Source organism: uncultured Parabacteroides sp., assembly GCF_902493135.1.
Lineage (GTDB): Bacteria > Bacteroidota > Bacteroidia > Bacteroidales > Tannerellaceae > Parabacteroides.
The window spans coordinates 20,373-41,609 of record NZ_CABUOD010000016.1 but is presented as its reverse complement, the minus strand read 5'-3'; the positions used below and the strand labels follow the sequence as shown (position 1 = coordinate 41,609).

At 48.2% G+C, this 21,237-nt stretch carries 13 protein-coding genes and 1 tRNA gene; 4 read left to right on the top strand and 10 right to left on the bottom strand.

What is annotated here, in order from left to right; all coding sequences use genetic code 11:
* Positions 1–12 precede the first annotated feature (12 nt).
* Positions 13–1,101 carry a DNA polymerase IV gene (gene dinB, locus RDN79_RS09235; protein ID WP_298551128.1) on the top strand — a complete coding sequence of 363 codons (1,089 nt, stop codon included), beginning with the start codon at positions 13–15 and terminating at the stop codon, positions 1,099–1,101.
* 30 nt (positions 1,102–1,131) lie between these two features.
* Here dinB and speA read toward each other — a convergent pair whose 3' ends face one another.
* Entirely contained in the window at positions 1,132–3,024 is a 1,893-nt protein-coding gene (gene speA / locus RDN79_RS09230; protein WP_298551126.1) for a biosynthetic arginine decarboxylase, read from the bottom strand.
* A gap of 880 nt (positions 3,025–3,904) precedes the next feature.
* Between speA and RDN79_RS09225 the strand changes: the two genes are divergently transcribed.
* Entirely contained in the window at positions 3,905–7,138 is a 3,234-nt protein-coding gene (locus tag RDN79_RS09225) for a SusC/RagA family TonB-linked outer membrane protein (protein WP_298551124.1), read from the top strand.
* A 21-nt stretch (positions 7,139–7,159) separates the two neighbouring features.
* Complete coding sequence (locus RDN79_RS09220) at positions 7,160–8,623, top strand: SusD/RagB family nutrient-binding outer membrane lipoprotein (protein ID WP_298551122.1); 1,464 nt, start codon at positions 7,160–7,162, stop codon at positions 8,621–8,623.
* 215 nt (positions 8,624–8,838) lie between these two features.
* Here the strand turns inward: RDN79_RS09220 and RDN79_RS09215 are convergent.
* From RDN79_RS09215 to RDN79_RS09200, 4 genes are all read right to left on the bottom strand, one after another.
* Positions 8,839–8,912 (bottom strand) — tRNA-Arg (locus RDN79_RS09215).
* Between the two features lie 276 nt (positions 8,913–9,188).
* Complete coding sequence (locus RDN79_RS09210) at positions 9,189–11,246, bottom strand: VapE domain-containing protein (protein ID WP_298551120.1); 2,058 nt, start codon at positions 11,244–11,246, stop codon at positions 9,189–9,191.
* Entirely contained in the window at positions 11,243–11,860 is a 618-nt protein-coding gene (locus tag RDN79_RS09205) for an HU family DNA-binding protein (protein ID WP_298551118.1), read from the bottom strand. Before RDN79_RS09205 ends, RDN79_RS09210 begins: the two co-directional genes overlap by 4 nt.
* A gap of 374 nt (positions 11,861–12,234) precedes the next feature.
* Positions 12,235–14,583: a BamA/TamA family outer membrane protein gene (locus RDN79_RS09200; protein ID WP_298551116.1), complete on the bottom strand. Its 2,349-nt coding sequence runs from the start codon at positions 14,581–14,583 to the stop codon at positions 12,235–12,237.
* Between the two features lie 127 nt (positions 14,584–14,710).
* Between RDN79_RS09200 and RDN79_RS09195 the strand changes: the two genes are divergently transcribed.
* A complete protein-coding gene (locus RDN79_RS09195) occupies positions 14,711–15,481 on the top strand; it encodes an RNA methyltransferase (protein ID WP_298551114.1) in 771 nt (256 codons plus the stop codon).
* Here the strand turns inward: RDN79_RS09195 and RDN79_RS09190 are convergent.
* The 5 genes from RDN79_RS09190 to ileS form a co-directional block, all read right to left on the bottom strand.
* Entirely contained in the window at positions 15,401–15,784 is a 384-nt protein-coding gene (locus RDN79_RS09190) for a hypothetical protein (RefSeq protein WP_298551113.1), read from the bottom strand. The genes RDN79_RS09195 and RDN79_RS09190 overlap by 81 nt on opposite strands.
* 8 nt (positions 15,785–15,792) lie before the next feature.
* Complete coding sequence (locus tag RDN79_RS09185; RefSeq protein ID WP_298551111.1) at positions 15,793–16,596, bottom strand: DUF4296 domain-containing protein; 804 nt, start codon at positions 16,594–16,596, stop codon at positions 15,793–15,795.
* A gap of 8 nt (positions 16,597–16,604) precedes the next feature.
* On the bottom strand, positions 16,605–17,219 hold the full coding sequence (locus RDN79_RS09180) for a lipoprotein signal peptidase (RefSeq protein WP_298551109.1): 615 nt from the start codon (positions 17,217–17,219) through the stop codon (positions 16,605–16,607).
* Positions 17,220–17,600 (bottom strand): TraR/DksA C4-type zinc finger protein, encoded by a 381-nt coding sequence (locus RDN79_RS09175; RefSeq protein WP_005641525.1) that lies wholly within the window; start codon positions 17,598–17,600, stop codon positions 17,220–17,222.
* 147 nt (positions 17,601–17,747) lie between these two features.
* Positions 17,748–21,173 carry an isoleucine--tRNA ligase gene (ileS, locus tag RDN79_RS09170; RefSeq protein WP_298551105.1) on the bottom strand — a complete coding sequence of 1,142 codons (3,426 nt, stop codon included), beginning with the start codon at positions 21,171–21,173 and terminating at the stop codon, positions 17,748–17,750.
* Between the last annotated feature and the right edge of the window lie 64 nt (positions 21,174–21,237).

Below are 21,237 nucleotides of genomic sequence, written 5' to 3'. Positions count from 1 at the left end.
TATTATATAGTAATGGAACGGAAGATCATACATATCGACATGGACGCATTCTACGCATCCGTAGAACAGCGGGATAATCCGGAACTTCGCGGGATTCCGCTCGCAGTCGGCCATGCGGAGGAACGGGGTGTCGTAGCGGCAGCAAGCTACGAAGCCCGGAAATTCGGCGTGCGCTCCGCCATGTCGTCACAAAAGGCCAAACGTCTATGCCCGCAACTCACCTTTGTTCCCGGACGGATAGATGTCTATAAAGCGGTGTCCCGCCAGATACACGAAATCTTCCACGAATATACGGACATTATCGAACCGCTTTCACTGGACGAGGCGTTTCTCGACGTAACCGAGAATAAACAGAATATCCCCCTTGCCGTCGACATTGCCAAAGCGATCAAGCAAAAAATCCGGGAAGAGTTGCACCTGGTGGCATCGGCAGGAGTATCGTATAATAAGTTTTTGGCCAAAATCGCCTCCGACTACCGCAAGCCGGACGGACTTTGCACCATCCATCCGTCCCAGGCGGAAGAGTTCATCAAGCACCTGCCGATCGAATCCTTCTGGGGGATCGGACCGGTCACCGCCCAGAAGATGCACACATTGGGCATCCACAATGGCGAACAGCTGAGAGCATGTTCACAAGAAATGCTTACCCGCCAATTCGGTAAAGCCGGCGTTCTATATTATGAGTTTTCAAGAGGGATAGACCTGCGCCCGGTCGAGGCTGTCCGTATCCGTAAATCCGTGGGGTGCGAACATACGCTGGAAAAAGACATTTCCCGGCAATCGTCCGTCATCATCGAATTATATCATGTTGCAACCGAACTGATCGAACGGCTGCAACGAACCGGTTTCAAAGGGAACACTCTCACTCTAAAGATTAAATTCCATGATTTCAACCAAAAGACCCGAAGTATCACCCAAAGCCACGAACTGACCACGTTAGCCGAAATACTACCTTTAGCCAAAGGATTGTTGAAAGACATCGAATATACGACCCACCCGATTCGCCTGATCGGACTTTCGGTCTCCAATCCTTACGAAAAGAACGAAGAGAAAGCCCGCTGGGAACAACTCAGTTTCGAATTCAGCGACTGGGATACCTAACAGGCTTTCTTCCTATCGGACTATTATCGGTTACTCTAAATAAGTGTATCCATACAAGCCGGAACGATAGTTGGAAAGGAACTCCTTGCCTTCTTCCACCGAAATCTTGCCTTCCTTTACGGACTTAGTCACCCAGGTTTCCAGCGTCCTCACCAGTTTTTTAGGATTATACTGGACATAATCAAGCACTTCGGCAACCGTTTCTCCGTCGATGACCTGTTCGATGTTGTAGTCCTTCTCATCCACCGTCACATGCACGGCATTCGTATCGCCGAAGAGATTGTGCATGTCTCCCAGAATTTCCTGATAGGCTCCCACCAGAAAGACACCGATATAATAAGCCTCTTTCCCTTTCAGCGAATGTACCGGCAGATCATGAGAAACATTGCGTGTCGAAATAAAGTTAGCGATCTTGCCATCCGAATCGCAGGTTATATCCTGCAAAGTCGCCGTCCGGTCAGGCCGTTCGTCCAACCGTTGGATAGGCATGATCGGGAAAATCTGATCGATCGCCCAAGAGTCCGGCAAAGACTGGAAAAGGGAGAAATTGCAGAAATACTTATCAGCCAACAGCTTGTCCAGTTTACGGAACTCATCCGGAGCATGTTTCAGACCGGAAGCGATCTGGCTGATCTCGCGCGTCACAGACCAATACAACCGCTCGATCTGAGCGCGGGTCTTCAAATCGACAATGCCATGACTGAACAAATCCAACGCCTCCTCGCGTATCTGTTGCGCATCGTGCCAAGCTTCCAACATACGGCTCTGATTCAGCTTATCCCAGATCTCATACAGTTCCTGCACAAGCTCATGGTCGGATTCACTCACTTCGAACTCCTCATCCATTTCGGGGAGCGTGGCTGTTTCCAGCACTTCAAATATCAAGACGGAATGATGGGCAGTCAACGAGCGTCCGCTCTCGGTTATGATATTCGGATGCGGGATACCGTTCTTGTCACTGACATCGACCATTGTGGATATAGAGTCGTTCACATATTCCTGGATCGAATAATTAACGCTGCTCTCGCTATTGGAAGAACGGGTACCGTCGTAATCGACTCCCAGTCCGCCGCCAATATCCACAAACTCGATATTGAAGCCCATCGCATGTAGTTGTACATAAAATTGCGACGCTTCGCGCAAAGCCGTTTTAATACGGCGTATCTTGGTCACCTGGCTACCGATATGGAAATGGATCAGCTTCAGGCAATCTGCCATATCTTTCTTTACCAGGAAATCAAGCGCTTCCAGCAATTCACTGGACGTCAACCCGAACTTGCTGGCATCGCCCCCGCTCTCTTCCCATTTGCCACTACCGGAAGAAGCCAGTTTGATACGGATGCCGATATTCGGACGGACATTCAGTTGCTTGGCCATCTTGGCGATCAAGGCCAGTTCGTTGATTTTCTCGACAACCAGAAAGATGCGTTTGCCCATTTTCTGTGCCAGCAAAGCCAGTTCGATATAGCTTTCATCCTTGTAACCGTTGCAGATAATCAAAGAATCCGAATCCGTATTGACCGCAATCACCGCATGGAGTTCCGGCTTGGAACCGGCTTCCAACCCTAAGTTGAACTTCTTGCCATGACCGATAATCTCTTCCACTACCGGACGCATCTGGTTTACTTTAATAGGATAGATAATGAAATTCTGCGCCTTATAACCATATTCATCGGAAGCCTGCTTGAAGCAGTTCGCTATCTTTTCAATACGGTTATCCAGAATATCCGGGAAACGGATCAGTACAGGAGCCTCCACATCCCGTAATTGCAGTTCGTCGACCAGCTCTCTCAGGTCCACACCGACGCCGTCTTTACGAGGAGTTACCACTACATGACCTTTGTCATTGATACCAAAGTACGAAGTACCCCAACCAGTGATGTTGTAGAGTTCTTCTGAGTCTTCAATACGCCATTTTCTCATTTCTTCTTCAGTGCAAAAAATACATTTTTGTATTTGGAATAAATAAACAGATCTTGTGCAGACGTGACAAGTCAATAATCTATCGACGAGCTTATCTATCAAAATGGTTGTAAATATAAGCAATAGATATATAACTATGGCAGATTTGGTCAAGAAAAACATTTCAAGCGATACAAGATACCGATTATTAAACTTCTTAAGTTCCCTAAATTTCTTTTATGGATTTTCCTATTCCGACCAAAGAACACCGACCATGAATCAACGCCATTACACGCTTATAATCAAAAGCTGTCAATAAAGAACAACGGGCTTACGTACCATAGTCTCAGTAGGACTAAGGTGTTGTAAGGAAAATGTAAGTTCCTATAAATTAATTGATTCATGTTGTTTGTGTTTAGGGGAAAAACAAGATCGCATTTTTATTCTTGTCCCATTTGTAAATCAAGTTGTACAGGTGATTTGTAAGTGGTAGTATGAAATATCGTTAAAGACTATATCATTGGAAAGGTTTACGGTATAATAAAAAAATGTTGTGCATTACTAAAAGAACTGTTTTTGATTAAGTTGCTTATAATTAACTGTTTAATATCTTCGAGGAATAAGTGCTTGCCTCTTTGGGGGATAAAACAATAAAAAATAATCATCAATTAACTTTTTTGTTTTTATAAATTAATTAATTTTGCATTATGCTATGCTTGACATAACGGAGGGACTTTTTCGGAGGGGAATGCGGGAAGTCTTAATTTTCATTGTTAAGGTGTTTGATTGCCAATTTCAGTTATATCCAAATATTGTATGTAGTCCTACTGAGACTATGGTACGGCAGGAACACCAACCGCAATTACAAAATTGTTTAACATTAAATATAAGAATGTGTATTATGGTAAAAAAGTTAACATTTATCTTGCTATTTTCTCTAATAGGGATTAGCTTGATCGTTGCCCAAAACGTAAAAGTGACGGGAACGGTTACTTCAGGAGATGATGGATTACCTATTATCGGAGCTTCCATCGTAATTAAAGGTACTACACTCGGTACGGTAACGGACTATGACGGAAAATTCACATTAGAAGTCCCGTCAAATGCCAAAGTTCTTCAAATTTCATTTGTAGGAATGAAAACTCAGGAAGTCGGAGTGAAACCCGTTATCACGGTCGTTTTACAATCTGACGTGGAAAATCTGGATGAAGTTGTCGTGACAGCCCAAGGATTGACCCGTAAAGAGAAATCATTAGGGTATGCGACCCAACAAGTCAAAGCGGAAGAACTCCAAGCCGTTAGACAGACAGATTTAAATAATGCTTTGGTCGGCAAGATTTCAGGAGTCCGTTTTATGGGTGGTTCCGGCGCGACATTTGATGCCGGAAAAATCGTATTGCGTGGGACAACCGGCTTGACAGATGTAACAGGATCAGAGCCTTTGTACGTTGTCGACGGAGTCATTTCAAACGCCAACGCAATCAATATGGATGACGTCGAGTCAGTCAACGTGTTGAAAGGCCCGGCAGCAACAGCGCTATATGGAGCCCGTGGTGGCAACGGAGCCATCATCATCACCACAAAAGGGATAAAAGGTGATAATATGGAATTTAATGTGAGCCATACGATCTCTTGGGAAAAGCCCTATATCCATGCAGACATTCAAAAAGATTACGGTGGTGGTAACCTGGGAGCGAAAGGAGAAATGTATACATTCAATTACGACCCCGCCAAACATCCGGAATATCTGCAACAATTGAACGGCGTGAAATATTTCGATTACGGTTCGGACGCAAGCTGGGGCCCCGCTTTCGATGGCCGGGAATATGCTCCCTGGTATGCATGGGACCCCACTCACCCCAAGTTCGGACAAACAGCAAAATGGGAGTACAAAATGGATCCGAACGACTTGTTCGATACAGGTTTGACCAACACAACCAACCTCTCATTCGCCCGCTCAGGCAAAGACTATATGACACGTATATCTTTTACGAACTCCGCTCGTGACGGTATCGCCCCAAACAGTGACGCCGTTCGTCGTTTCCTTTCTGCAAAAACGCAATTTAAACCGGTGGACCGTCTGACGGTTTCTTTAGATTACAAATATACATATCGCAAGAACCACAATGCAGCCAAGGAAGGTTACGGAGGAGAAGGCAACGTGCTCTACTCTTACCTGCAATGGGGACAAACCAACCTCGACATAAACGATCTGCGGAACTACAAACGACCGGACGGAACGTTTTATGCTTGGAACATCAAAAGCCCGACAAACACCGATGCCAACTTCCACGACAACCCGTTTGCTCTATATAACGAGATCAACAAATCCGAAATTTATCAGTGGAATGTGTTCAGTGCCGACGCACAACTCGATCTCCCGTGGAATTTGAAAGCAGGAGTCAGAATGAACGGAAATATCCGTAACTATTTCAAGGATTTCGAAATGCCTTTCAACTTTCTTGACCAGGTTCCTCGTCTGGAAGAAGAACAAAACTCTTTGATCGATTTACAGGTACAAGGACGTTTGACTTGGAGCGACCGTTTTATCGACGACCGCCTGTCCGTAGACGCAGCTCTCTTCCTTGAAAACAGGAACTACACCTATAAGGTCACTACCGCTTTCACACGTGACGGTCTGACACAAGACGACTTTTTCTCTACAGCCGGTTCGATAGGACTTCCGGGTGGTAGCACATCCAAAACAGAGATGAAGGAACAAAGCATATACGGTACCGGAACACTCGGATGGGACGACACTTACTATTTCGACTTCTCCCTGCGCAATGACTGGACTTCCACATTGCATCCCGACAAAAACAGTTACCTGTACGGCGGCGTTTCCGTAGCAGCGATAGCCAGCAACTGGTTTAAAGATGCCGCACCATGGCTTAATTTCTGGAAAATACGCGCTTCCATGGCACAGGTAGGTTCTACCATGAGCGCTTATAACGTATATCCGACCTATAAGGTGAAAAACGGTTCCGGCACATTAATCAAATACGGCTCATTGTCCAATATGTGGAACGATGCGAATCTCAAAGACCCGTATATCAGACCGACTATTTCAACATCCTACGAAGTCGGTACGGAATTCAGATTACTGGACAACAGGATCTGGGGAGACTTCAACTTCTACAATCGTGATTCAAAAGATCAGATCATCAACGTCAACACGACTCCCGCCAGTGGTTATACCAGCCGTAAAATGAATGCAGGCTTGATCCGCAACCGAGGTTTCGAACTGAGCTTAGGTGGCGCTCCTATACAGACAAAAGACTGGGGTTGGGAAATCAATGCCAACATCTCAAAGAACAACAACACACTGGAAGAGTTGGCTGACGGCTTGGATTCATACCGGATCACTTATATGGGACTGATGACCTATATCTACACATATGCAGAAGTAGGCAAACCGATCGGTGTCATCCGTGGATCAGGTTGGGAAAGAGACGATAACGGCAATTTGATCCTGCACAAACTGACCAATCCGAGCCAGATTGCCAAATATGGCGAATACATCCCCGGAATGGAATCAAATGCAGAAAAAGAATTAGGCAACGTTCAGCCGGACTTCACCGGCGGATTCTCGACCTCCGTCCGTTTCAAAAACTTCCGTTTAGGCGCTTCATTCGACTTCCAGATCGGTGGTAACATTGCTTCCTTCACCAACGAAAACGGAGAAGGTTCCGGTATTTTGTCATCTACGACCGGACGGAACGACAAAGGCAACCCCATCCGTAACCCGTTATCAGAAGGTGGTGGTGTCCGTTTGGATGGTGTCGTAGCCAATGCCGACGGTTCTTATAGCCCGGTAACAACTTATATCGATGCCCAATATTATTTCCAAAGCATGAAGTCCACATTGTTCGAAGACTATGTATATGATGCAAGCTACTTGAAATTGCGCGAATTGTCGTTGACATATGACGTTCCGTCCACCTTCCTGAAAAAGACACGTACAGGTGTCAAAAAAGCAAGCGTGGCATTCGTAGCTCAGAACCCCTGGTTGATTTGTTCGGGCGTGCCTAATATCGACCCGTCGGAAGCAGGTAATGCTTATTGGGGCTTCTTGGAAGACGGCCAAGCAGCAGCGACCCGTTCGTTTGGCTTTACTGTAAATCTCACTTTCTAAATTTATAAGGAGGAATTATATATGAACAAAATAAAATCATTGATATGCGCATTGACCGGCGCAATAACATTATCCGGTTGCGGGGATTTCGGTGACACCAATATCGACCCCAACAACCCGTCCCAGCCCAATGCAAGTTTTATGTTTGCATATGCTTGCAAAACGATTCCGAATTTCACATTGACCGGTACCTACAATCCCTGGAACCAGTTGTATCCCCAATACTTGTCGGAACGTAAGACAATCCAGCATTCGACTTTCTTACAATCCAACTACGGTATCGGGACCTTCTATACGGAACCGTTACGAAATCTGGAAACAATCATCAAGTTGAATACGGATGAAGCGACCCGTAACGAATCATACGTCGTAGCCTTCGGAAGCACGGAAAACCAGATAGCAGCCTGCCGGACATTACGTGCATTCATTTATATGCACCTGACAGACGCCTTAGGTATGCTCCCCTACTCGGAAGCCCTGAAAGGAGACGACGGCAATTTCACTCCTAAATATGACACACAAGAATTCATTTACACGGATCTGGATAAAGAGTTGACAGAAGCCTATTCACAATTTAATGAAAGCGGCACATTAAGCAAGGATTACGACATACTCTATAACGGGAACATCGGCTATTGGAAAAAGCTGAATGCTTCCATTCGTATGATGATGGCGATCAAGTTGTCCGATGTCGCTCCCGATACCGGCAAAGAACGTTTCAGCCGGGCTTATGCCGATGGTGGTATGACCGACAATGCAGAACGGTTGGAATACAAATATCTGGCAGAATCGGCCAATGAAAATCCCTTATACAACAACATCGTCGTACAGGGCCGGGAAGACTTCGCTCCATCCAAAACATTATTAGATCAGCTGATCGCTTATAATGACCCGCGTCTCGAAGCTTATGCCGATCCTAACAGTGAAGGCAAATATGACGGGATGCCGTTCGGTATCACCATCAGCGAGTTACCCGATTACACGAATGTAACGGCCATTTTCGATGAACGTTATTATAAGCAAAATTCACCTATGGTAGTCATTTCTCCCTCCCACATCCTGTTGATCCAAGCAGAAGCAGCCTTAAGAGGATGGATTTCAGCCGATGCCGAAAAGTTGTACAAAAGCGGGGTTACCGCATCATTCGACCAGTATGGCCTGGCTGACAAAATCGATGAATATCTTGCACAACCCCAGATCGCTTTTACGGGTTCTGCTACCGAAAAGATTGAAAAAATAGCCATGCAACGTTGGTTGGCCAACTTCATGCAAGACGGCTTTGAAGCTTGGTCGGACTGGCGTCGTCTGAATGTTCCGAAGCTGAAACCGGGTCCGGGATCTACCGCTCCACACATTCCTTATCGTAAAGTCTACGACACACCGGATTTCAACTCGAATAAGGACAACTATGACGCAGCCATCGCCCTACAGGGTCCGGATACAGACGACACACGTGTATGGTGGGATGTCGCTCCTAATGATTGATAGCTTAATAACTAATATACCAGACCAAGACTTGACACACTTTTTATAAACATTTTTGACCAGGGTCTGTAGTGATACGGACCCTGGTGTTTTTTTATAAAGTCCCTCCCCAAAAAGCGTTGCCTGCCGCGGTGCGGATGTCCGGTAGAACGATCTATATAAAAACACAATACCCGGCAAATACTTAATTTACCGGGTATTGCTTTCAAACCATGTGATTCCGGAGCGATTCGAACGCTCGACCCACGCCTTAGAAGGGCGTTGCTCTATCCAGCTGAGCTACGGAACCATCCTTATTTGCGGTGCAAAGGTAGTATTATTATTTAAATACACAAAGGCTTTATGCCATTTTTTCACTTTAGAGGATATAAACCGGTATTCCTATCAGAAGCACTTCCGCCTCGTCAATTTGGACATAACGATCACTCACAACATTCACAAAGCAATACGCCACTGGATAATAACAGGTTAGAGCTTCTTTTTCACAACATTCTTTCCTTCACATCATCCACAACCTTCACACCACACTGCGATTCCATCTTCTATCCATTGCATTCTCGAACCATCATATTTTGATCAGCCGGTAACAATTTCCGCGTCTGGTGTGCACACATCGCAGGCCGGAAGCGTTCAAGGTACGGGCGAAGGCCAATGAGGAGCGATTGCTGAATTTTCGTCCGGAAGTTACGGATATATAATCCAGCAACTCGACAGCCGTATACAATTCAAAATCCTCATCACTCCCCGGAACACGGAAATAGCTGTATAGGTATTGTATTTCAAGAGGGAGCTGCTGAAAATCCATATTCGCCTGCTCCATTGCCAACTCCTCCTCCTTGTCCAGCCAATAGCGTTCCCCGTTACGGATAGCGGCAAGCGCCTGAGCATAAAGCTGCCCATAATCGGGAGGAGTCGAGATGTCGATCGCACCGTTCACCTTCACACAAAGATATCGCCTGCTCCCGGTCGGGTCTGTCAGCAAGTCCATCGGATTAGCCGTTGCCGAGAACGAAGCGAGCCGCCTCATCTGCCGGAACGTCTTTTGATGCGGAGCACGTACTTTCAAGTCGGGTTTCTGGATAAGATGTTTCAAATCGGCCTGATACTTACGGCCTAACCGATCGAACTCATCAATCGTGATCAACAGGTTACGCGCCATCAGCAACTCCGCTTCCGCCTTGTTCTCCAGATTGATACTTTCCGCATGATATTCCTGCAAAGACGGAGGCAGCAACAGACGGAAGAAAACCGATTTCGATATTCCTTGCCCGCCGACCAATACCGGAACCAAACTATTCGCATACAGCCGGTCGCGCTTATACCAATGCGCCACCATGCTGAGGAACCAGATGTAAAACCGGTCACGCCACAGCCGGTCACCCGTCGGCACCGTGTCGGCAAGCGGACGTATCCGGTCTTTGCCGTCCCATTCCGGCAACTGGCCTAAAAACGATTCCAGCGGATTATAGGCCGGAACCCGCGGGGAATAGAGATACCGGCGCACATCCTTATCCCATATTTCCAGGCCTTCTTCCATCGCATTCAGACAAATCCCATTCAGCACCTCAGACGTAACCGGACGAAAATGGAAACAAAACGATTGCCGTTCACGATATTCCACCTCGTCGCGTATCTCATTCTTACGAAACTCATACCGGCGTTTCAGGAACTCCTCCATCCTGACCAGCAAATTCATGGAGGGTGGGACGCAAGGTTTCCGCCCGAACACCTTCCGGCTGCCATACACATTATGCACGGTCAGCCGTACCAGCCGTTCATCGCTCCTATAATAAGTATGGAAATAGATCCATTTCACCACATCTTCTTCCGGGATTCCGGAAGCGAAACACAATTCCGCCACAGCAATCAGAAACCCTTTCGGCTCCTCCTCCTGCCAACCGGCCCCTTTCTCGCGAATCACTTGCGCCAGGCAGTTCTCAAACATCATCTCAATCTTTTTATGCCGTTCGAATCCCGGCAGGACACGGTCGAGCGGATCGTCCGAACGCTCGACCAGCTCTGTGTACCCCGGTTCCTCCGGCATCCCTGCGGGTTGTTCCATCCGTACGGGCTGCGCTTCGGGATTGTAGAAACATCCCGGATCGAAAGAGAGGCGACATCCCCCGTCAAGCAGAGGTTCCCGATGTGTGACGGCACGCTGCAACTGCGTCTCGAAATGCAGCACCGCACGCCGATAAGCGTGGGCATGAAAGCAAGCCGCCTTTTCCTCCGTCTCCGGCAGGCGCCCGTCCGGCAACGTGTACCTCACAACCACTTTCACGCTCTGTCCGCCGGCCCCGACAAAAGCCAATAGCGGTTGGTTATACAAAACCAGGCGATCCCGTATCCGCCCGGCCTCCTCCACACTTGCCAAACGGTCTATCACAACCAGCACCAGCCCGTTGTAATGACGCCAAAGACGATCCTTATAACCGGAAGAGAAAATTACAGACGGGATTTTCCCCGCTTCAACCGGACGGCTACCAGGCGAGCAATACGGAATCGACTGCCGTAAGGACAACACGGCGTTTTCCCTTTTCCCGTCTTTCAACATTTCTACTACAGCCTGGAGCTCCATCAACTTATGGCTGCCGCCATTTCCTTTTACCCACGTAACTTTCATCCGACCTCCTCCTTATTCGCCAATACATAAACCGCCACTTTCGGTCCCCCCAACCGCAGGATATTCCCTCCGGCTTTCAAGCGGTTCAAATCCGCCTGTGCCTGATAGCGGGAGCAAGCATTCAGTCCCATGCAGGTAGAACTTCTGATTTCGCCGTTTCGCCGGAGATACCGCAAGATACGCGCCAGCCGCTCTTCCTCCGGAAACGCGTCCTGCTTCCGGAAGCGGGAAGCCCGTTCGAACTTCATCAGGTCCATTCTACGCCTCAACGATTTGGCGGCCCTGAATACTACACGCGAAAAACGAATACTTTCCGCCCGTATATCCTTTGCATCGGAAACAGGCGGACAAGAGGCCGTCGCCTCGAATATTCCGATGTCTTCCAGCTCGACACGGTCTCCATCGGAGAGGGCGCCGACCATCTCTTCTTTGAACAGGGACATGATACCTTCCACTTCGCCGGCATTAAAGGTGCTTCGTTCGGCAATCCGCCGGCATAAATCCTTAAAGGACAGCACATCCCGGTCCACGATCCGCACATGTAAAACAGGTTTCGCGCCTGTTTCGACCAGAGAGGAAGGGGGATTTTTGAAAAACTGATACTTTGCAGCCATTCTTTGTTGTTATTTGTTTACTCCCTCTATCCTTAGACATTAAGAGTGTATTTATATTGATTTAAGATCAACGCCACATCTCATTCGATTTGCGACCTATATGGAAAAGCTTTGCGATATATATGGAGAAAGAGAGCGACATAGTTCGTCAAGCTTTGCGACATGGGAGACAAGGCGACTCATACGTGTGTAAAGATATAAAATATATCGGACAAATCCTTAGATTTTCAAGAGAAATGCAATAAACAACAGAAGTTTCCGGGGATGTGAAAGCAGTGAAGGACGTGAAGGTTCGCATAGCGGTTAAAATAGCGCATATCGACATGATTAACAATCGCTTGTATATATGTGAAAGATGTGAATGTTTTCGAGTATCAGAACGGATAACCCACCGCAAAATGCCAAGCGAAATTGCGGCCAAAGTTCGGATGCAGGATGGCCCATTTCCTTTTGCCGCTTTCCTGAGGGTTATAGGCTTTCATGCCGGTATCGAAGCGAATCAGGAAGAAATCGAAATCGAGGCGGAGGCCTAATCCGTAAGAGACGGCAATCTCCTTGTAGAAGCGGGAAAAATCGAAGTTGCCGTTCGGACGGCTCTTATCCTTATGGAAAGTCCAGATATTACCGGCATCGATAAAGGCGGCCATCTCGAATTTCCAGAATAGTTTCGTGCGGTATTCCAAATTCAAATCCAGACGGATATCACCGATCTGCTGGGCAAAGGACTTGACCGAATCGACCGGCATGCTACCCGGACCGAGCGAGCGGACAGACCAGCCGCGGAGACTATTGGCGCCTCCTGAGAAATAGCTGCGCTCGAACGGCAACATCTTCGAGTTGCCATACGGGTAACCGACCCCGACCCCGGCATGGAAAGCCAGCTTGTTACGGCTGTCCAGCACGATACTTTTGCTGAAATCCACATCGCCTTTCACAAACTGGGCATAATTAATTCCGAACAATTCATATCGTCCTCCATTATCCTTATCCGCTCCCGTCAGGTTGGAAAGAGCATATAGCAAGTTTCCGGCCATCTCGAACGAGAAACGGATGGAATGGGTATTTCTTAGACGATTCTGAGGATCGTAGTTGTTAAAAGAGTAGGTATAACCCGTACCGACAATAAACTGGTCGGTAAAATTATAGAGCAACGTGGATTCAGGCAAATCCTTTTTAAAGGTAGAATCGACCTTCGGCAAGTGCACATAGTCGATATCCAACAACTTGAACACATGGCGTGCCTGCATATTGCTCCGCTCCTGCCAGATATAATTCCATCCGGCAGAGACGATGGCTCTTTTGAACTCCGGACGTGTCTGTATGCTATAGCTCACCTTCAGTTCGGTCGTTGCACGAATCTTACGACGGAAATTCTCATGCAGGAAGGGGAACAGGAAACGGGGGAACAAGACAGACGCCTCCGCACCGAACTCCCAAAAGTTGTTTCCTTCCGACTGGCTGCCTGACAACGCCTCATAAGCACCACGGATTTTGGCCGAGAAAACCTCCGAGCCCTTGAACAAGTTCCGGTGCTGATAGTTCAAACTCGAAGCAAAGCCAAAATCCCCTGCCGAGTTCGTCCCTTCCAGATCGACCCCGAAACCTTGCAACTTGGCGGGAGAAGTCAGGATCGTACAATTGAGCTTCATCGTGTCGTTCTCTTCGACCTCCGAAAAGCGGATATTCACATTGCGCAAAGCACGCAACGTGGCAAACGAAGAATAGGTCTGCTCCACCGTCCGCTCGTTATACAGGCGTCCCGGCATGATATAATTGCTCTTGCGCAAAACTCCGGGACGGATGCTTCTGCCGTTCTTGCCGTACAGGATATCGATACCGCCAGTCCGGACCGTATCGTAAGGCAACGCGTTGTTTTCCTCCAACGTCAACGGATCGTAATCGGTCACGATCGAAACGTCTTTAATGTAATACCGGCGATGCAACGTGTCGACCACCGTCCCGTCGGGCTTCTGCAAACGGTAGGGTTTCAGCAACATGTCCAGATCCACGATATTGCGGTTCAATGAGCTATCGGCAATATAAGACAGGTAATCCCGGTTGAAGGCATAATACCCCCGCCGCCGGAGCAAAGTCGTGAGGCGTTGCCGCTCCTTGTCCAGTACATCGCGGTCAAACAGGGCGCTGTCTTTTATCAGGGAAGTATAATCGTCGGAATAAGTACGGAAAGCCGAAGCCAGGACGGAACGGTGGGGCGGTTTGAGTTTGGCGATGCTGTCGATCTTCGGATCGTTCAAATCCACCGAATAGTCATGGATGCGGTAAGGGATGTTAGGGACGATCTTATAGGTCACAACCGCCTTTTTGCTTCGCGAAGTATCGATAGAAGCCGAGACTTCGGCATTCATATATCCTTTATTGATGAAGAAACGTTTCAACTCGTCGACCGATTGCGTTACCAGCGCCGTATCCAGGATAACGGGCGCCTCCCCCATCCGGCGAAGCTGTTTATTGATCCATTTCTTCTCGTTCCGGCCCGACCAGTCGTACACGAACAACTGCCATTTCATCAACCCGAATGCCTTAAAATTGGGCTGCTGGCGCAAATAAGGCTTCAAATCGCCGGTTTTATACGTCTTGCCATCCGACACGATCTCCACTTTGTCCAGCAGGTATTCTCCCTCGCCCACATATTTCGTCGAGCTACAGGAGAAGAACAGCAATAGGAAAAAAATGAAATATAGTGTCCGGATTCCCTTCATCATTCAAGCTTTTACGCACGCAAATGTAAAAATAAAATGTGGTTTATGTTTTATCATTTATCATTTATCAATGGCACATAAATCATAAATCATAAAAACCTATTACCTTTGCCGCATAAAAAGAGGAAAGATGCTAAGCAAGGGGAAAGTCAAATACATCCATTCGTTAGAAATGAAGAAACATCGGAACGAACTGAATGCATTCGTTGCCGAAGGGAACAAACTGGTGGCCGACATGATGTTTGCTTTCGAATGCGAACTGATTCTCGCCAAACCCTCCTGGATGGCGATGCAGGGAAACATTCCGGCGAAAGAATTGTTGGAAGCGGAAGACGAAGACATCCGCAAAGCCAGTTTCCTGAAAAACCCGCAGGATGTACTCGCCGTATTCAAACGTCCGGACTGGTCGCTCGACGAAGCCGATCCTTCCTCATCGCTCGTTTTAGCTTTGGACGGCATACAAGATCCGGGGAATCTCGGAACCATCATACGGCTTGCCGACTGGTTCGGCATCGAACATATCGTTTGCAGCCCCGACACCGCGGATGTCTTCAGCCCGAAAACCGTACAGGCCACAATGGGCGCACTGGCACACGTTAAAGTCCATTATACGGAACTGGAAGACTACCTGAAAAAACAGGCGGCGAAGCAGGTTCCGTTGTTCGGCACATTCCTCGACGGAGAAAACATGTACACGAAGGAATTGTCGGCAAACGGAATCATCGTGATGGGGAACGAGGGGAACGGAATACGCCCGCAAATAGGAGAGTTGATCGACCGGAAACTCTACATTCCGAGCTTTCCACCCGAAAGAGAGACTTCAGAGTCTTTGAATGTAGCCATCGCTACGGCCGTCATCTGCGCCGAATTCCGCCGTCGTCAGGGGAATGCCGGCCAATAACAACAAACAAGCCGCTTCGCCGATCGCGGCCGCTTGCGGAAGCCCTAACTCCCGACAGGCATCGAAACCGGGTTCCATCAGCATGAGACTTTTGGCCCGTAGGCATGACACTTTAGTTTCTCCGGCATGCAACTCTTTCCCGACTTCCACCACCGGAAAAAGGATGCCGTCATAGAACTCGGTCCCTGCAATCTCGCTGTCCAGCGGATAGACACCGGCCAAACATCCCTCGTCGTCCAACTCGACGTAATGCATTCGGAAAAGTCCGTTCCAATACACGTAATGGGAAGCGACTCTGCGCATATTGCTCTCTATTTCACCTCCTGTTTCCGCACGGCAGACGAATCTTTTGCCATATCGGTCAGGCGGCCGTAATTATATTTCATGAGGCTCAGGCTATCCAGATAGACCTTGTAGTAAGAGGAGTCGGCATTGTTCATAAAGATATACCCGTACACGCGTTTGACCTGCTTGGTAGGAACCGTCTTCAAAACGGTTTCGTGATAGCCATCGCGAAGCACCTTGTCATTGACGGTCACGATTGTATCGCCCTGATCGGCGCTCATGCGTATTTCCGGTTGATACGTCATATTCTTGTTGATGCCCCAGACATTCATACCCAAGACAAACGAACTGCCGGACGAATAGTTCGTTTCCGGCTTGATGTCGAACGTCACACCGTTAAACAAAGCATCGGGTTCGAGTCTCAAAGAGGTACGGCGAGGCCAGATATCCACCGAATCCTGTTTGGAAACAGGGGCCGCCGAAGCCTGCACATCGCCCAACGCTTGTTGCCGTTTATTCAAATCGGCCAGCACGCGGTCATACACCTTCATATAAATATCCAGATGCCGTCCATACCAAACGAGCGAACTATCGTACTCGGCCTGCGTGATATCATATTTGCGGAAGATGGACCGGTATAAGGCCTCTTTGCGGGCATCATCGGAAAACTCCTTGGCGTCCAGGCTGATCATGGCTTCCGCCAATTGCATATCCACCTGTACGGCCTGCATCTTCTTTTCCGAAAGAATGTCATCCGGTACTTTGCTACAGGCAACCAGCCAGGTTGCCAGCAACAAAACGACACTATATCTATGCAGCCTGTTCCGCATCAATTCTTTTATTTTTCTTTTGAGAGACTTGTCGACAATGTATGACGGTAGAACAGCAACAACAAAAAGACGCCTACGCAAATCGCCGAATCGGCCAAGTTAAAGATCGGACGGAAAAAGATGAACTCCTCTCCTCCCCACACCGGAATCCATTCGGGCAACACCGTCTGTATCAAAGGGAAATAGAACATATCGACCACTTTCCCGTGCAACCAACCGGCATAACCGCCTCCCTCCGGCATAAACGAGGCGACCTGCCCGAAGCTATGATCGAACACTACCCCATAGAATATGGAGTCGATGATATTCCCGATAGCCCCCGCAAAGATCAACGAGATACAAGCGATAAAGCCAAAGGTGTAATTCTGTTTCACCAGCTTATAGAGGTAATAACCGATAAAACCGACGGCCACGATGCGGAATACCGACAAAAAAAGCTTGCCGATCACTTCTATCCCGAAAGCCATTCCCGGATTCTCGGTGAAGTACAGATAAAACCACGGGGTGATTTCAATGCTCTCATGCAATTGCATGTGAGTCTTAATCCATATTTTAAGAGCCTGGTCAAGAATAAGGAGCAGCATCACAATCAACGCTGCTCCCCAACCTTTGGAATATCTCATTTACTTGGCACCTCCCTGTTTAGCTTCGATACTCAACGTAGCGTGAGGTACTGCACGTAATCTTTCTTTCGGGATCAATTTACCGGTCTCGCGGCAAATACCGTATGTCTTATTCTCAATCCGGATCAATGCCGCCTGCAAGTTCTGGATAAACTTCATCTGGCGTTGTGCCAAACGACCGGCCTCTTCCTTCGATAAAGTCGCAGCACCTTCCTCCAATACTTTAAACGTAGGAGACGTATCGGCGACATCATTGCCGTCAGAATTGGTGACACCGGATCTCAACAGGTCATAATCTTTTTTCGCCTTTTCCAGCTTTTCCAATATTATGGCGCGGAACTCCTCGAGTTCGGCATCCGAATATCTTGTCTTTTCTGCCATGGTTCATTTAAATTAATAATTAACAATCAAGAATGAATAATGAATAATGAATAATTCAACAATGAGAAAGATTTCCTTTTCTCTTGCCCACAAATATAAGCAATTCTTCCATTGTTCATTATTAATTATTCATTATTCATTGAATATTTATGCTTTTTCGATCCGGACCGAAAGCTTGAAGTCTTCGAAATCCATCTCGGTCGCGTCGCTGATCACATCCGTAATTTCCACTGATACAGCCAACACCTGGTTTGCGATATAGGAATTGAAGTCCTTGATCGCCTCGTCCATCCCATCGTTCGAAAGGACAGTGACGGATATTTTGTCGGTGATGTCATAACCGCTGCTCTTACGCAGGTTCTGGATACGGTTTACCAACTCACGCGCCAGTCCTTCCTTGCGGAGTTTTTCCGTCACGGTGATATCCAGCGCCACCGTCAAGCGGCCTTCGTTCGCAACCAACCAGCCCGGTATGTCTTCGGAGATGATTTCGACGTCTGCACGTTCGATCATCGCCTCCTGTCCTTCGACGGTCAGCGTGAACGTTCCGGCATTCTCGAACGCATTGATTTCGTCCTGGCTCATCGCCTGGATAGCGGCGGCCAATGCCTTCATGATCTTGCCGTAACGCGGGCCCAGCTTCTTGAAGTCCGGCTTGATCTTCTTCACTAAAATACCGGCGGCATTATCGACAAACTTCAGTTCCTTCACATTGACCTCGTTCAAGATCAGCGCTTTCACGGCTTCGATGCTTTCCTGCTGGTGGGCATCCACAACCGGGACCATGATGGTTTGAAGCGGCTGACGCACCTTGATGTTCACCTTACGGCGCAAAGCCAGCACCATAGAAGACACATCCTGAGCCATCTGCATACGTTCTTCCAGGTCCTTGTCGATCATTGCCTCATTGCAAACCGGGAATTCGGACAGGTGGACAGATTCAACCTTTTCGCGTCCGGTAGCGGCGATCAGGTCACAGAACAACCGGTCTGCATAGAACGGCGCGATCGGAGCCATCAACTTGGCAACCGTTTCCAGACAGGTGTACAAAGTCTGGTAAGCGGACAACTTGTCGGTCGTCATGCCTCCACCCCAGAAACGGCGGCGGTTCAGGCGCACATACCAGTTACTCAGGTTATCGTTTACGAAATCGGAGATCGCACGTCCGGCACGGGTCGGTTCGTATGTATCCAGGAATCCATCCACATCCTTTACCAACGAATTCAGCAACGACAGAATCCAACGGTCGATTTCGGGACGTTCTTTCCAATCCACATCCGGTTCGGAATAATCGAAACCGTCCACATTCGCATACAAGGCGAAGAACGAATATGTATTATATAATGTACCGAAGAACTTGCGGCGAACTTCTTCGATACCGTCGATATCAAACTTGATGTTATCCCACGGAGAGGCATTCGTAATCATGTACCAGCGCAAAGGATCGGAACCGTACTGTTCGATCGTGGCGAACGGATCGACGGCGTTGCCCAGGCGTTTGGACATCTTGTTGCCATTCTTGTCCAGCACCAAGCCGTTCGAAACGACGGCTTTATACGACACGCTATCGAATACCATCGTAGCGATCGCATGTAAAGTGAAGAACCATCCGCGTGTCTGGTCGACGCCTTCGGCGATGAAATCGGCCGGATAAACCTTGCGGTCGTCGAAGATTTCCTTGTTCTCAAACGGATAATGAATCTGAGCATAAGGCATCGCGCCGGAATCGAACCATACGTCGATCAGGTCGGTCTCGCGCTTCATCGGCTTACCGCTTTCGGAAACCAGGATCACATCATCCACATACGGACGGTGCAGGTCGATCTTTTCGTAGTTTTCCTTCGTATATTCGCCCGGTTGGAATTTCAATTCCTTATACGGGTTGGACTCCATCAGCCCGGCTTTTACGGATTTCTCAATTTCATTGTACAGTTCTTCAACCGAACCGATGCAGATTTCTTCCGCCCCGTCTTCGGTACGCCAGATAGGCAACGGCGTTCCCCAGTAGCGACTACGGCTCAGGTTCCAGTCCTGAAGGTTTTCCAACCATTTGCCGAAACGTCCCGTGCCGGTGCTCTGCGGTTTCCAGTTGATCGTATTGTTCAGTTCGATCATCCGTTCGCGGCAAGCGGTCGTGCGGATAAACCAGCTATCCAGCGGATAGTACAACACAGGCTTGTCCGTACGCCAACAATGCGGATAGTTGTGCACATGCTTCTCGATGCGGAACACACGGTTCTGCGCTTTCAGCATCATGCAGATTTCGATATCCAGCGTTTCGTCTTTTTCGCCTTTGGTCGCATCATAAGCGTTCTTCACGAACTTACCCTGCCACGGGTCGTAGTCGGCCGCATTCATGTGCTCCTGTACATATTCGGGATCGAGGTCTTCCAACAGATAGAACTTACCTGTCATATCGACCATCGGACGGCGGTTCCCGTCTTTGTCGATCATCATCAAAGGAGGTACGCCGCTTGCTTTTGCCACACGGTCGTCATCCGCACCGAAAGTCGGAGCGATATGTACGATACCCGTACCATCTTCAACCGTCACATAGTCGCCGGTGATTACCCGGAAAGCGCCTTCGCCCGGATTGACCCACGGGATCAGTTGCTCGTAGCGCATGCCGGCCAGTTCCGGACCTTTCCATTCGCCGACCACTTTGAACGGCACCAGTTTGTCGCCCGGTTTATAATCGGCCAGAGCCATATCAGCTGCTTTCGGATTGAAATACACATTCAACAAGTCCTTAGCCAAAACAGCCGTCATCGGCATGCCCGTGTACGGATTATAAGTCTGGACAGCCACATAAGTAAAATTCGGGCCTACGCAAAGAGCCGTGTTGGAAGGCAATGTCCACGGAGTAGTCGTCCATGCCAGGAAGAACGGTTCGCCGAACTCCGCCATCTCCGGTTTCGGATCGAGAATGCGGAACTGGGCCGTACAAGTCGTATCCTTCACGTCACGATAGCAGCCCGGCTGGTTCAACTCATGCGAGCTAAGCCCCGTTCCGGCAGCCGGCGAATACGGCTGGATCGTGTACCCTTTGTAAAGCAATCCTTTCTTATACAGTTCCTTCAGCAGGTACCACAATGTTTCGATATAACGGTTGTCGTAAGTGATATACGGGTTTTCAAGGTCGACCCAATATCCCATCTTCTGTGTCAGATCCGTCCATTCCTTCGTGAACTTCATCACGTCGCGGCGGCAGGCGGCATTATATTCGGCCACAGAGATCTTTTTGCCGATATCTTCCTTGGTGATACCCAATGTTTTTTCAACTCCCAGCTCTACCGGAAGTCCGTGTGTATCCCATCCCGCCTTACGGTTGACAAGATATCCTTTCATGGTCTTATAACGGCAGAAAATATCCTTAATCGAACGGGCAATCACATGGTGAATACCGGGCATACCGTTTGCAGAAGGAGGACCTTCATAAAAGACAAACGAGGGATGTCCTTCGCGGATTTCAAGACTCTTATGGAAGATGTCGCCATCCTGCCATTTCTTCAGCACCTCTTTATTGACGTTCGACAAGTCAAATTTCGAGTATTCGGCAAATTTCTTACTCATATGCGTTATATTTATCTATCTTCTCAAAAATTGCCGCAAAGGTAGTGATTTAATTCGAATTAGG

Coding starts and splice junctions, on each gene's coding strand:
- dinB (WP_298551128.1), top strand. CDS start 13: ATGGAACGGAAGATCATACATATCGACATGGACGCATTCTACGCATCC.
- speA (WP_298551126.1), bottom strand. CDS start 3,024: ATGAGAAAATGGCGTATTGAAGACTCAGAAGAACTCTACAACATCACT.
- RDN79_RS09225 (WP_298551124.1), top strand. CDS start 3,905: ATGGTAAAAAAGTTAACATTTATCTTGCTATTTTCTCTAATAGGGATT.
- RDN79_RS09220 (WP_298551122.1), top strand. CDS start 7,160: ATGAACAAAATAAAATCATTGATATGCGCATTGACCGGCGCAATAACA.
- RDN79_RS09210 (WP_298551120.1), bottom strand. CDS start 11,246: ATGAAAGTTACGTGGGTAAAAGGAAATGGCGGCAGCCATAAGTTGATG.
- RDN79_RS09205 (WP_298551118.1), bottom strand. CDS start 11,860: ATGGCTGCAAAGTATCAGTTTTTCAAAAATCCCCCTTCCTCTCTGGTC.
- RDN79_RS09200 (WP_298551116.1), bottom strand. CDS start 14,583: ATGATGAAGGGAATCCGGACACTATATTTCATTTTTTTCCTATTGCTG.
- RDN79_RS09195 (WP_298551114.1), top strand. CDS start 14,711: ATGCTAAGCAAGGGGAAAGTCAAATACATCCATTCGTTAGAAATGAAG.
- RDN79_RS09190 (WP_298551113.1), bottom strand. CDS start 15,784: ATGCGCAGAGTCGCTTCCCATTACGTGTATTGGAACGGACTTTTCCGA.
- RDN79_RS09185 (WP_298551111.1), bottom strand. CDS start 16,596: ATGCGGAACAGGCTGCATAGATATAGTGTCGTTTTGTTGCTGGCAACC.
- RDN79_RS09180 (WP_298551109.1), bottom strand. CDS start 17,219: ATGAGATATTCCAAAGGTTGGGGAGCAGCGTTGATTGTGATGCTGCTC.
- RDN79_RS09175 (WP_005641525.1), bottom strand. CDS start 17,600: ATGGCAGAAAAGACAAGATATTCGGATGCCGAACTCGAGGAGTTCCGC.
- ileS (WP_298551105.1), bottom strand. CDS start 21,173: ATGAGTAAGAAATTTGCCGAATACTCGAAATTTGACTTGTCGAACGTC.